Origin of the sequence: Streptomyces sp. ADMS (assembly GCF_033441795.1) — a bacterium.
In the GTDB taxonomy this organism is placed as follows: Bacteria; Actinomycetota; Actinomycetes; order Streptomycetales; family Streptomycetaceae; genus Streptomyces.
The window spans coordinates 20,557-33,506 of sequence record NZ_JAVFVX010000086.1 but is presented as its reverse complement, the minus strand read 5'-3'; the positions used below and the strand labels follow the sequence as shown (position 1 = coordinate 33,506).

At 71.4% G+C, this 12,950-nt stretch carries 11 protein-coding genes; 10 read left to right on the top strand and 1 reads right to left on the bottom strand.

Annotation, left to right across the window (positions count from 1 at the left end; genetic code table 11):
• The first annotated feature begins 231 nt into the window (after nucleotides 1-231).
• The 4 genes from gatC to gatB are packed head-to-tail and all read left to right on the top strand — an operon-like array spanning nucleotide 232 to nucleotide 3,818.
• Nucleotides 232-528, top strand: coding sequence for an Asp-tRNA(Asn)/Glu-tRNA(Gln) amidotransferase subunit GatC (gatC, locus tag RB628_RS29510; RefSeq protein WP_015036350.1), 297 nt, complete (start codon nucleotides 232-234; stop codon nucleotides 526-528).
• A 5-nt stretch (nucleotides 529-533) separates the two neighbouring features.
• A complete protein-coding gene (gene gatA, locus RB628_RS29505; protein WP_318323585.1) occupies nucleotides 534-2,042 on the top strand; it encodes an Asp-tRNA(Asn)/Glu-tRNA(Gln) amidotransferase subunit GatA in 1,509 nt (502 codons plus the stop codon).
• A complete protein-coding gene (locus tag RB628_RS29500) occupies nucleotides 2,039-2,281 on the top strand; it encodes a hypothetical protein (protein WP_318323584.1) in 243 nt (80 codons plus the stop codon). The genes gatA and RB628_RS29500 overlap by 4 nt, the downstream gene beginning before the upstream one ends.
• A 16-nt stretch (nucleotides 2,282-2,297) precedes the next feature.
• On the top strand, nucleotides 2,298-3,818 hold the full coding sequence (gene gatB / locus RB628_RS29495; protein WP_318323583.1) for an Asp-tRNA(Asn)/Glu-tRNA(Gln) amidotransferase subunit GatB: 1,521 nt from the start codon (nucleotides 2,298-2,300) through the stop codon (nucleotides 3,816-3,818).
• Between the two features lie 58 nt (nucleotides 3,819-3,876).
• Here gatB and RB628_RS29490 read toward each other — a convergent pair whose 3' ends face one another.
• The gene (locus RB628_RS29490; RefSeq protein WP_318323582.1) at nucleotides 3,877-4,692 is read right to left on the bottom strand and encodes an SAM-dependent methyltransferase; all 816 of its coding nucleotides are present in this window, start codon (nucleotides 4,690-4,692) and stop codon (nucleotides 3,877-3,879) included.
• Between the two features lie 190 nt (nucleotides 4,693-4,882).
• Between RB628_RS29490 and RB628_RS29485 the strand changes: the two genes are divergently transcribed.
• From RB628_RS29485 to RB628_RS29460, 6 genes are all read left to right on the top strand, one after another.
• On the top strand, nucleotides 4,883-5,191 hold the full coding sequence (locus RB628_RS29485) for a hypothetical protein (protein WP_318323581.1): 309 nt from the start codon (nucleotides 4,883-4,885) through the stop codon (nucleotides 5,189-5,191).
• 210 nt (nucleotides 5,192-5,401) lie between these two features.
• On the top strand, nucleotides 5,402-7,813 hold the full coding sequence (locus RB628_RS29480) for an MMPL family transporter (protein ID WP_318323580.1): 2,412 nt from the start codon (nucleotides 5,402-5,404) through the stop codon (nucleotides 7,811-7,813).
• Nucleotides 7,791-8,366, top strand: a complete 576-nt coding sequence (locus RB628_RS29475; RefSeq protein ID WP_318323579.1) for a GNAT family protein — start codon at nucleotides 7,791-7,793, stop codon at nucleotides 8,364-8,366. Before RB628_RS29480 ends, RB628_RS29475 begins: the two co-directional genes overlap by 23 nt.
• Before the next feature lie 35 nt (nucleotides 8,367-8,401).
• Entirely contained in the window at nucleotides 8,402-9,019 is a 618-nt protein-coding gene (locus RB628_RS29470; RefSeq protein WP_318323578.1) for a hypothetical protein, read from the top strand.
• A 214-nt stretch (nucleotides 9,020-9,233) separates the two neighbouring features.
• Nucleotides 9,234-9,419 (top strand): hypothetical protein, encoded by a 186-nt coding sequence (locus RB628_RS29465; protein WP_318323577.1) that lies wholly within the window; start codon nucleotides 9,234-9,236, stop codon nucleotides 9,417-9,419.
• A gap of 443 nt (nucleotides 9,420-9,862) precedes the next feature.
• Nucleotides 9,863-12,910 (top strand): helix-turn-helix transcriptional regulator, encoded by a 3,048-nt coding sequence (locus RB628_RS29460; protein ID WP_318323586.1) that lies wholly within the window; start codon nucleotides 9,863-9,865, stop codon nucleotides 12,908-12,910.
• The last annotated feature ends 40 nt before the right edge of the window (nucleotides 12,911-12,950 follow it).

Here is a 12,950-nt window from a genome sequence, read left to right as displayed (position 1 = left end):
GCCGCAGGTCGCGGAGTGCGGTCCAGCGGCCCCGAGGAATTGCGCAGCAGAGTCATCCGGCACCCGCGCACCGCCCGATTACCGCCCGTTTACAGGGTGAGCTCCGCCGTGGGGGCTGGGCGCCACTGGTGGCTGCCGGTCGCCGGAGGCAAACCCGTGCGCGGGTTGTTCCGCCCGCCCCCTAGGATTGGGGCCAAAACCCACACCGCACTCACCCCAGAGGATCGCTGCATGCCTGGCATCACGCGCGAGGAGGTCGCCCACCTCGCACGGCTGGCGCGTCTGGAGCTGAAGGGCGAAGAGCTCGACCACTTCGCAGGCCAGCTCGACGACATCATCGGCGCGGTCGCCCGCGTCAGCGAGGTCGCCGACCAAGACGTACCGCCGACCTCGCACCCGCTGCCGCTGACGAACGTCATGCGCGCGGACGAGGTCCGTCCGTCGCTCACCCCCGAGCAGGCGCTCTCCGGCGCCCCCGCCCAGGAGCAGCAGCGTTTCAAGGTGCCGCAGATCCTGGGGGAGGACTAATCACCATGACGGACAACAGCAACGTCAGCATCATCCGGCTCACCGCCGCCGAGACCGCCGCGAGGATCGCCTCCGGCGAGCTCACCGCCGTACAGGTCACCGAGGCCCACCTGGCCCGGATCGAGGCCGTCGACGAGAAGGTGCACGCCTTCCTGCACGTCGACCGGGAGGGCGCCCTCGCCCAGGCCCGTGCCGTCGACGCCAAGCGCGAGCGCGGGGAGACGCTGGGCCCGCTGGCCGGCGTACCCCTGGCGCTCAAGGACATCTTCACCACCGAGGGGATTCCGACCACCGTCGGGTCCAAGATCCTCGAAGGGTGGATTCCGCCGTACGACGCGACCCTCACCAAACGGCTGAAGGCCGCCGACGTCGTCATTCTCGGCAAGACCAACATGGACGAGTTCGCCATGGGGTCCTCCACCGAGAACAGCGCCTACGGGCCGACCGGCAACCCGTGGGACCTGACCCGCATCCCCGGTGGCTCCGGTGGCGGATCCTCCGCCGCGCTCGCCTCCTACCAGGCGCCGCTGGCCATCGGCACGGACACCGGCGGTTCCATCCGTCAGCCCGCCTCCGTCACCGGCACGGTCGGCGTCAAGCCGACGTACGGGGCCGTGTCGCGGTACGGCATGGTCGCGTTCTCGTCCTCCCTCGACCAGGGCGGGCCCTGCGCCCGTACGGTCCTGGACGCCGCGCTCCTCCACGAGGTCATCGCCGGGCACGACCCGCTCGACTCCACCTCGATCGACGCCCCGGTCCCGCCGGTCGTCGAGGCCGCCCGCAACGGCAGCGTCGAGGGCATGCGCGTCGGCGTCGTCAAGCAGTTCCGCGGCGAGGGCTACCAGGCCGGCGTCATCCAGCGCTTCGACGAGTCCGTGGCCCTGCTGAAGGACCTCGGGGCCGAGATCGTCGAGCTGGACTGCCCGTCCTTCGATCTGGCGCTCTCCGCCTACTACCTGATCGCGCCCTCCGAGTGCTCGTCCAACCTCGCCCGCTTCGACGGGCTCCGCTACGGCCTGCGCAGCGGCGACGACGGCACGCACTCCGCCGAAGAGGTCACCTCGCTCACCCGCGCGGAGGGCTTCGGCCCCGAGGTCAAGCGCCGCATCATGCTCGGCACGTACGCGCTCAGCTCCGGCTACTACGACGCGTACTACGGCAGCGCCCAGAAGGTCCGTACGCTCATCACCCGCGACTTCGAGAAGGCCTTCGAGTCCGTGGACGTGATCGTCTCGCCCACGACCCCGACCACCGCCTTCCCGATCGGCGAGCGCGCCGACGACCCGATGGCGATGTACCTCGCGGACCTCTGCACCATCCCGACCAACCTGGCCGGCAACGCGGCCATGTCCCTGCCCTGCGGTCTCGCACCGGAGGACGGACTGCCGGTCGGGCTCCAGATCATCGCTCCGGCGCTCAAGGACGACCGTCTCTACAAGGTCGGCGCAGCCGTCGAGGCGGCGTTCGTGGAAAAGTGGGGGCACCCGCTCCTTGAGGAGGCACCGTCGCTGTGAGCAATGCTCTTTCGAAGGCCAAGGGCTTCAAGAAGTCCAAGTCCGGCACGTACCTGTCCATCGCCGGGACCGCGTTCGGCGCTCTCGGTGTCGCCAAGCGGCTCAAGAAGGCCCGCGCCGACAAGGACACCCTGGTCCTGATCGACGCCACCGTGTCCGCCGTCGCCATCGTCACCGGCCTCGCCATCCTCTACCGCGAGCTCAAGCGGCTGGGCGACGACGACGTCCTGCTGGGCTGAGAGGGAAGTTTTCACCGTGACCACCACGACCGACACCGAACTGGTGTCGTACGAGGACGCGTTGGCGTCGTACGACCCCGTCATGGGCCTTGAGGTCCACGTCGAACTCGGCACCAGGACCAAGATGTTCTGCGGCTGTTCGACCGAGCTGGGCGGCGAGCCCAACTCGCAGACCTGCCCGACCTGCCTCGGCATGCCCGGCGCGCTTCCGGTCGTCAACGCGATCGGCATCGAGTCGGCCATCAGGATCGGTCTCGCGCTCCACTGCGAGATCGCCGAGTGGTGCCGCTTCGCCCGGAAGAACTACTTCTATCCGGACATGCCGAAGAACTTCCAGACCTCCCAGTACGACGAGCCGATCGCCTTCAACGGCTACCTCGACGTCCAGCTGGAGGACGGCGAGACCTTCCGCGTGGAGATCGAGCGCGCCCACATGGAGGAGGACACCGGCAAGTCGCTGCACGTCGGTGGCGCGACGGGCCGTATCCACGGCGCCTCGCACTCGCTCCTCGACTACAACCGCGCCGGCATCCCCCTCATCGAGATCGTCACCAAGCCGATCGAGGGCGCCGGCGAGCGCGCTCCCGAGGTCGCCAAGGCGTACGTCGCCGAGCTGCGCGAACTCATCAAGGCGCTCGGTGTCTCGGAAGCCCGCATGGAGCAGGGGCAGATGCGCTGCGACGTGAACCTGTCGCTGCGCCCGCACGGCCGCGAGAAGTTCGGCACCCGGAGCGAGACCAAGAACGTCAACTCGCTGCGTTCCGTGGAGCGTGCCGCCCGCTTCGAGATCCAGCGGCATGCCGCCGTGCTGAACTCCGGCAGGACGATCATCCAGGAGACCCGGCACTTCCACGAGGACACCGGGTCGACGACCTCGGGCCGTGTGAAGGAGGAGGCCGAGGACTACCGGTACTTCCCGGAGCCGGACCTGGTGCCGGTGGCCCCCACCCGCGAGTGGGTCGAGGAGATCCGCGCCGGGCTCCCCGAACTGCCGCTGGCCCGCCGCAACCGGCTCCGCGCGGAGTGGGGCGTCTCGGCGACCGACATGCAGTCGATCCTCAACGCCGGTGCGCTGGACCTGATCGTCGCCACGATCGACGCCGGTGCCGACGCGGCCTCCGCCCGCAAGTGGTGGATGGGTGAACTCGCCCGCAGCGCCAACGAGTCGGGCACCTCGCTCGACGAGCTGGCGATCACGCCCGAGCAGGTCGCCCGGGTCACCGAGCTGGTCACCTCCGGCGACCTGAACGACAAGCTGGCCCGCCAGGTCATCGAGGGCGTTCTCGCGGGTGAGGGCACCCCGGACGAGGTCGTCGAGAAGCGCGGCCTGAAGGTCGTCTCCGACGACGGCGCGCTCACCACCGCCGTCCAGGAGGCCATCGCCGGCAACCCGGGCATCGCCGACAAGATCCGCGGCGGCAAGGTGGCCGCGGCCGGCGCCCTGGTCGGCGCGGTCATGAAGGCGACCCGGGGTCAGGCCGACGCGGCCCGCGTCAAGGAACTGATCCTGGAGCAGCTGGGCGTCAGCGAGGGCTGAGCCGAGCAGCACCTTGGGGGCGCATCGGTTTTCCGATGCGCCCCCTCGCTGTGCCAGGTTACGGACGGCGTCCCACGACCCGTACGAAGCCCAGGGACCGGCCCTGGTCGGCGCGCACCAGCTCCACCGAATCGCGGGCCATGCTCGCCATGAACTCCTCGGTGCTCTCCTCGGCGCAGACCTCGCTCCACAGCAGCCAGTCCCGCCAGCCGTCCGGCAGCCAGTCGGCGGCCTCCACCGTCACGGCCCCACCACGCGTCCACTGACGCCGCCACCAGGCGGGGGAGTGGAAGGACCAGAAGCCGGGGTCCCAGTACGGCTGGAGATGCTCCGGCGGCTCCACGCCGTCCGGCTCCTCGCGCAGCGCCGGTACGACGACACCGATCCGCCCGCCCGGCTTCAGCAGCCGGGTGAGAGTGGGCAGATACAGGTCGTTCGTGCCGAAGTAGTGGAACGCGTCGATGCTCACGATCGCGTCGAACGACTCGTCGCCGAACGGCAGTTGGTGCGCCTCGGCGTACACGGGCAGCACCCGGTCCGCGACGCCCGCCTCGGCGATGCGGCGGGCGTTCTTGGCGGGCTCGATCCACAGGTCGGCTGCGGTGACCTGGACGTCGTACTCCTTGGCGAGGAACACCGACGTCATGGCCTTGCCGCAGCCCAGGTCGAGCACCCGGGCGCCCGGCGGGAGGGTGTCGAGGCCGAGCGCGGGGGCCAGCCACTCCAGCAGCCACAGGGCGTGCGGGCCCATCTGGTTGTCGACGGTCCAGCGGGCGTCGTACCGGCTGCTGCGGGGGTAGCCGGGGTGTGTCAGACGGTCAGCGAGATGATCGTCCGAGGTCTTGTTCGAGGTCCTGGAGGTGATGTCGGACATCGGTGAACGGGCTCCTTGGGTTCTGCGAAGAAGAACGGAATGCGTCGGAGCTCGGTCGGACCTTCAAAAAACGCACCTGCTCGGGTCGGCGGCGCCAAGCCGCGTACGGACAGTCGACGGCCGGACGCTAGCAGTGTGACTCCGGCGTCCGCACCCGAATTCTCAGGTGGGCGCGCTACGCTCCCGCGCCATGGACGCGGACAAGAACGTGGACGGGAGCGAGGAGGAGTACGAGGAGTACGAGGACGCGGCGCGGGACGCGCGGCGGGCCCGCTGGACGGCGACGGGAACCGGGGCACTGCTGGCCCTCGCGGGTCTCGCCGCCTCGACGCTCCGCCTCACGGGCTCCGCGCCCGTACTCGTACCCGGCGCGTACGCCTTCGGCGCCGCCGTCTGCGCGCTCGCGTCGGTGCTGGGGGCGCGGGGGCGTACCCGGCGGGCCCTGTGGCTGCTGATCGCCGGGGCGATGGTGATGGCGCTCGGAGACCAGTTCGACTGAGGCAGGCGTCGAGGTGACAGAGTGCATCCCACTGTCCTGTGATGTGACTCGCAGTCTTGTGAGTAAGGGCACTAACGACTCAAACGATCACCATCGCCTGTAACAGTGGTTCGGCATCGCTCTTGCTGTTTTTCGTTTCTTTGCGGGATTTTCTGTCCATTCACGACTGTTCCCGGTCAAAGATCCACCTTTCACCCAGGGAGCACGTCTGTGGCAGTCCTCGCACGCTGGTGTGTCAGGCACCGCCTCGCCGTCGTACTGATCTGGCTCGCCGCCCTCGCCGGTGTGACCGCCGCCGCTGCCGTCGCCGGCTCGGCGTACTCGAACGACTACGAGGTCCCCGGCACCGAGTCGGGCCGCGCCCGCCAGCTCCTTGAGGACGGCTTCCCCGGTCTCGGCGGCGACACCGACACCGTCGTCTGGCACACCGGCTCCGGCACGGTCCGCGCGGCCGATGTCGAGCAGACGATGACCCGCACCCTGGACCGCATCGCCGACCTGCCCGGTGTGGCCTCGGTCGTCAGCCCCTACGAGGGCCGCGGCGCCGGCCGGATCAGCGCCGACGCGCGTACGGCGTACGCCACCGTCACCTTCGACAGGGCCGCCGAGGACATCGGCAAGGGTGAGGCGCAGGCCGTCGTCGACGCGGCCGGGGCGGCGCGGGCCGACGGGCTCCAGGTGGAGCTGGGCGGCAGCGCCATCGCGCTCACCGAGTCCTCCGGCGGACACCTCGCCGAAGCCGTCGGTGTGGTCGTCGCGGCCGTCGTGCTGTTCCTCGCCTTCGGCTCGCTCGCCGCCTCCCTGCTGCCCATCGCCACCGCCCTGGTCAGCGTCGGCACGGCGTACGCCGGGATCGTGCTCCTCGGGCACGCGATGACCGTCGCCGACTTCGCCCCCATGCTCGGCATGCTGGTCGGGCTCGGCGTGGGCATCGACTACGCGCTCTTCATCGTCACCAGGCACCGGCGCGGCCTGCTGCGTCTTCCCGGGGGGCGCCTCCCGGACCCCCGGCAGAAAGGCGGGTCGACCGGGGCAGCCGGCGCGGGCGGTGCGAGGCGGACTGGAGCGGAACTCCGGCTGTCCGTCGACGAGGCCGCCGTGAACGCCGTCACGACCACCGGACGCGCGGTTGTCTTCGCGGGTGCGACCGTTTGCATCGCCCTCCTCGGGATGCTGATCCTGCGGCTCGGCTTTCTCAACGGGGTCGCGATCGCGGCCTCCCTGACGGTGATCCTGACCGTCGCCGCCTCGGTGACCCTGCTCCCCGCCCTGCTGTCGTTCATCGGGCCGCGCGCCCTGAGCCGGCGCGAGCGGCGCAGGCTGGCCGAGCACGGGCCCGAGCCGGAGCTGCCCACCGGGTTCGCCGCCCGCTGGTCCGCGTTCGTCGAGCGCCACCCCAAGATGCTCGGCGCCGCCGCACTGGTCGTCATGGCGCTGCTCGCCCTGCCCACTCTCTCGCTCCACCTCGGTACCTCCGACCAGGGAAACAACCCGGAGGTGACGACCACACGGCAGGCCTACGACCTCCTCGCCGACGGCTTCGGCCCCGGCGTCAACGGTCCGCTCACCGTCGTCACGCCCGTCTCCGACGCCGAGGACGAGCTCGTCCTCGACAACCTCGCCGCGACCCTCCGGACCACCGAGGGTGTCGCCTCGGCCTCGCCGGTGACCTACAGCGCGGACGGTGACACCGGGTACCTCACCGTCGTGCCGGCGTCCTCCCCGCAGTCCGTGGGGACCAGTGACCTGGTGGAGCGGCTGCGTGAGAAGGTGCTCCCGCGCGCGGAGACCGGCACCTCCCTCGACCTGCACGTCGGCGGGGTCACGGCGAGCTACGACGACTTCGCGGATGTGATCGTCGGCAAGCTGCCCCTGTTCGTCGGTGTCGTGATCGGCCTGGGCTGTCTGCTGCTTCTGCTCGCGTTCCGGTCGATCGGCATCCCGCTCAAGGCCGCCGCGATGAACGTCGCCGCCGTCGCCTCCGCGTTCGGTGTCGTCGTCGCGATCTTCCAGTGGGGCTGGGGGAGTGAACTGCTGGGCCTCGGCAGCGCGGGCCCGATCGAGCCGTTCCTCCCGGTCATCATGGTCTCGGTCCTTTTCGGCCTCTCCATGGACTACCAGGTCTTCCTGGTCAGCCGGATGTACGAGGAGTGGCTGGAGACCGGCGACAACCGGCGGGCCGTACGGGTCGGCCTCGCGGAGACCAGCCGTGTGATCAACTCCGCGGCGGTCATCATGATCTCCGTCTTCCTCGCCTTCGTCCTGTCCGGCGACCGGGTGATCGCCATGTTCGGCATCGCCCTGGCCGCCGCCGTCGCCCTCGACGCCTTCGTTCTGCGTACGCTCCTGGTGCCCGCGCTGATGCATCTGCTCGGCGGCGCCAACTGGTGGCTTCCCGGCTGGCTCGACCGCCGTCTGCCGCACATCAGCATCGAGCCGCCCGAGTGCCGCGGCGTCGCCGTGGACGAAATGCCGGGCGTCGAGGAGGCCGCCCGTGCGAGCATTCCGGGGCCGCGCGCCAATGACGGCGGGCGAGCGGACGTGGACGCTATGACGGACGTCGACGTCATGGACGTACTCGTGAAGGAGCGACCGCAGGATGTACGCGATATCCCTGGGTGACGACGGTGCCGAACTGCGTCCCCTGGAGCCCTGGCACGCCGAGGAGTTCCTCGCACACCTCGACCGGGGGCGCGACTTCATCACCCGGCACATCCTCTTCGGCATGAAATCCACGGACCTTGACTCCGCGCGGGACCAGCTCCAGCGGTACGCCGACCAGCGCGCCGCCGACACCGGGTCGCTGCACGGCATCTGGCTGGACGGGAAGCTCGTCGGCGGGGTGCTGTTCCTCAACTTCAGCGCGGAGCAAGGAAACTGCGAGGTCGGCTGCTGGCTGGAGCCGGCCGGTACCGGACGCGGACTGATCACGCGCGCGATGCGGGTCCTCATCGACTGGGCGATCGACGTACGCGGCGTGCACCGTGTGGAGTGGCACGCGTCGTCCGCCAACGAAGCGAGCATCAACGTGGCGCGGCGGCTGGGCATGAGCCGCGAGGGCCTGCTGCGGGGGAACTATCCGCACCGGGGTGTCCGCGCGGACACCGAGATCTGGTCGGTACTCGCGCCCGAGTGGCATGACGCACGCGCGCGTGCCCCTCACAGGGAGCATTAAGGAACTTCTCAGACGACGTCCGTACGGTGCGAGGCATGGGAACCAGGACAGCAGACGAGACCGGCGCCGAGACCGGTACCGAGGCGAAGAGCGACGACGCGAAGAGCGGCGAGGAGACGGTGGACATCACCAAGGGCGAGCAGCCGGCGGAGGCCGCGGCCGATACCGAGGCCGAGGCCCCGGGCGACGCGGACGCGTACGAGGGCGACGACCTGGAGGACCTCGACGAGGCGGGGTTCACTCCCGAGAAGGAAGGCTCCTCCGGGGTGGGCCAGGGTGCCGCCGCAGTCGTGTCCGCCGTCCTCGGCTTCGTCTCGCTGACGGGCAGCTGGCTGGGCACGGTGGCCGGCGCACGCGAGACGCTCGTCGGCCAGCTGGAGACCGCCTCGTCGGCGAGCGTCGCCACCCAGATCAAGGAGGTCTACGGCGACGCCTGGCAGACCACCGCGCTGTGGGGCGGCATCTTCGCGCTGCTCGCGCTGCTGGTCGGTGTCGCCGCCCTCGCGCGGCCCGCGTTCGGCGCCCCGGGCAGGCCCCAGGCCGTCTGGATCAAGTCGGTCTCCTGGGCGGGCGTGGCCCTCGGCGTCCTCGGACTGCTCCTCGCGGTCCTCAAGTACACCGACGTACTGCTGGGCCTGCCCTCCGCGCCCTGACCCGGGAGCGGAATCACCGCAGGTCATGAGGGGCCTTAGACCGGTCGTAAGCACCTTACGGCCCGTCCGGGGCCCCTCACCCGTTTCTAAGGCCCCCACCCCCTCGGAAGATGCGGAACTCTCCCGATGCGGCGGACACCCCTGGGAGACGAAGGTTGAGACATCGCGGAAAGCGAAGACCGACCCGACTCGCCAGAGACCTGAGGGGCACGACATGTTCGAGTACGAACTCCACCAGATCCGTTCCGCCGAGCTGATCCGCGAGGCCGCGGACGAGCGCCTGGCCCGGGAAGCGGTCCGGAGCGCCCGCGCGGCCCGCCGCGAGGCAGCGGGCCGCGCCGCCGAGGGCGAGGTGCATCCCGACCGCACCCGCCGGCACTGGTTCACCCGGGCCGCGTGAGCACCGGCGGACGGGCGGACGGACGTACGGGAACCGGCAACACATCCGGTACCGCGGCTTCCATGGCGTCGCTCCTCCCCGCGTGCGCCGCGGCCGCCCGCCCCCCGCCCCGCAACGGGCCGGTTGCCGTCTCGGCGCCCGGTCCGTCGCGTGTTTCGTCGCCTGGCCCGTCGCCCGCCCTGTCGTCTGTCTCAGTGCCTGGTCCGTCGCCCGCCCCGTCGCCCGCCCCGTCGCCCGTCTCGGTGCCTGCCCCGTCGCTTGTCTCGGTACCCGTCTCGGCGACCGGTCCGTCGCGTGTTTCGTCGCCTGGCCCGTCGCCCGTCTCGGCGCTTGCCCCGTCGCCCGTCTTGGCACCCGGCCGGGTGACCGGGCCGGTCATCGCTCCAGCCATCGCTCCAGCCAACGGCGCGATAACCAGTCCCGCGATGTCAGAGCCCTGTGCGATGCTCTGGCCCGTGGAGACCAGGTCCGTCAGTCCGGTGTTCGTGGGTCGTGCCGATGAGCTGGGGGTGTTGCACGACGCGCTCGCCCGCGCCGCCGGTGGTGAGCCACAGGCGTTGCTGCTCGGCGGGGAGGCCGGGGTCGGGAAGACGCGGCTGGTCGAGGAGTTCGCCGGGGTGGCCGGTAGCCGGGGCGCCGTCGTCGTGCTCGGCGGCTGTGTCGAGATCGGCGCCGACGGACTGCCCTTCGCGCCCTTCTCCACCGCCCTGCGCGCCCTGCGACGCGCGCTGCCCGACGAGTTGGCCGCCGCCGCTGCCGGGCAGGAACAGGAACTGGCCCGGCTGCTCCCGGAGTTGGGCGAGACCGGCGCAGGGAGGCACGACGAGGAGGGCATGGCACGCCTCTTCGAACTCACCGCGCGCCTCCTGGAACGCGTCGCCGCCGACCGCACGGTCGTCGTCGCCCTCGAAGACCTCCACTGGGCCGACGCCTCCACCCGCCACCTCCTCGCCTACCTCTTCCGCACCCTGCGCACTGGCCGCCTGGTCGTCCTCGCCACCTACCGCGCCGACGACGTCCACCGCCGCCACCCCCTGCGCCCCCTCCTCGCCGAACTGGACCGGCTGCGCACGGTCCGCCGCATCGAGCTGAGCCGCTTCAACCGCGTTGAAGTAGGCCGCCAGATCGCCGGCATCCTCGCCACCGACCCCGAACCCGCCCAGATCGACGAGATCTTCGACCGCTCCGACGGCAACGCCTTCTTCGTCGAGGAACTCGCCGTCGCCGCCCACGAGGGCTGCCGCACCCGGCTCACCGACACCCTCCGGGACCTCCTCCTCGTCCGCGTCGAAAGCCTGCCCGAGAGCGCCCAGCGGGTCGCCCGGATCGTCGCCGAGGGCGGCTCCACCGTCGAGTACCGGCTGCTCGCCGCCGTCGCCGGGCTTGCCGAGGACGACCTCATCGAAGCGCTGCGGGCAGCCGTCGGCGCCAACCTCCTGCTCGCCACCCCGGCCGGCGACGGCTACCGCTTCCGCCACTCCCTGGTCCGCGAGGCGGTCGGCGACGACCTGCTCCCCGGCGAACGCTCCCGCCTCAACCGCCGGTACGCCGAGGCCCTGGAGGCCGACCCGACGCTCGTCCCCGCCGACGAACGCACCATGCGCCTGGCCAGCTACTGGTACCACGCCCACGACCCGGCCAAGGCCCTCCCCGCCGTCCTGGACGCCTCGGTCACCGCCCGCCGCCGGTACGCCTACTCCGAGCAACTACGGCTCCTGGAGCGGGCGATGGAGCTGTGGGACGCCACCCCCGAAGCCGTACGGGACACGCTCCGGCCCGTCGACTACACCGAGATCTACCCTCCCTGCGGCTGTGACCCGGCCACCACCGCTCTGCGCTACCTCGACCTCATGGCCGAAGCCGCCGTCGCGGGCCGGCTGTGCGGGGAACGCGAACGCGCCCTGAAGATCATCAAGCGTGCGCTGCACCTCCTGGAGGACGACGGCGACCCCCTGCGCGCCGCCTGGTTCTGGTGCCAGCGCTCCCGCCTGGTCCAGTCCCTGTCCCGGGGTGACGGCTGGAAGGAACTCGGCACCGCCCAGGAACTCGTACGCGGCCTGCCGCCCTCGGAGGTGCACGCCGAGGTCCTGGCCAACGTCGCCGTCTGGTCGATGCTGCACTCGCCCGGCCCCGACGCCCTCGTCGCCGCCGAACAGGCGGTCGAGTACGCGCGCATGGTGGGCGCCCACGAGACCGAGCTGCACGCCCGTCTCACCCACGGTGGCCTCCTGATCGACGCCGGTGCCACGGCGACGGGCTTCGCGGAGATGCGCGCGGTCAAGGAACGGGCGGTCGCGGAGGGCATCTTCTTCGTCGCCGGACGTGCCTACGTCAACCTCCCCTCCGGGCTCGAATCGGTCGGCCGTTCCCGGGACGCGGTCCCCATCCTGGAGGAAGGCATCGCCTACACCCGGAAGTTCGGGCTGCTGGACTCCGAGGCCTGGGTGTGGGGCAACCTCTCCGATTCGCTGTACTCGCTCGGCCGCTGGAGCGAGGCCGCCGAGGCCGCGACCAACGCGCTACGGCGCGGTCTCAGCGCCAAACCGCAGGGCGCGAGCGCCATCTGCCTGGCCCATCTCGCCCTGGGCCGGGGCGACCTGCCCGAGGCCGCCCGCCAACTGGCCGCAGCCCACGAGTACTTCGGCTCCCACGACCACATGCCCCAGCACGACCTGATGCTCTCCCTCGTCACCATCGGTGTCGCCAACGGTGAGGGCCGTCTCCTCGACGCCCGCGCCGAACTGGGCCACGTCCTGGACACCGGCTTCCCGCCGGGCACCCAGTGCTACGGCTGGCCCCTGCTCCTCGCCGCCGCCACCGCGGAGGCCGACGCCCGTGCCCTGCCCGCCGTCGCGGCGGGCCGACCCGAGACCCTCGCGCGCATCCTCGACACCGCCAGGAACCTCACCACGGGTGCCCCCGTCTGGCTCGCCCACGAGCACTGGGTCCGCGCCGAACTCCGGCGCGCCGACGGCACGGCCACCCCCGGCACCTGGTCGCCGATCGTCACCGCCTTCGAGGCCCTGGACCGCCCCTTCGACCTGGCCCGGGTCCGCCACGGCCTGGCCGACGCACTTCTGGCGGACGGCGCCGAGCCCGGCGACCGCGACCGGGCGACCGAGCTCCTCCGGCTGTCCGCCACCGTCGCCGACCACCTGGGCGCCCGCCCCCTCGCCGACGCCGTTGCCCTGCTCGCCCAGCGCGCCCGCCTCAACCCGACCCGCATCCCCGGACCGGCCCGCCCCACCGCGGATCCGGCCGAGTCCCTGGGCCTGACCAGCCGCGAACGGGACGTCCTGCGCCTGGTCTCCGCCGGCCGCACCAACCGCCAGATCGCCGGGGAACTCTTCATCTCACCCAAGACAGCGAGCGTCCACGTCTCCAACATCCTCGCCAAGCTGGGCGTCTCGGGGCGCGGCGAGGCGGCGGCGGTGGCGCATCGGCTGGGGCTGTTCCCGCCGGGGGCGATCCCTGCCCCCACGGCGGGGTGAGGGCGAGGGTTACGCTGCAAGGGACCCAGGTCCAGGGGAG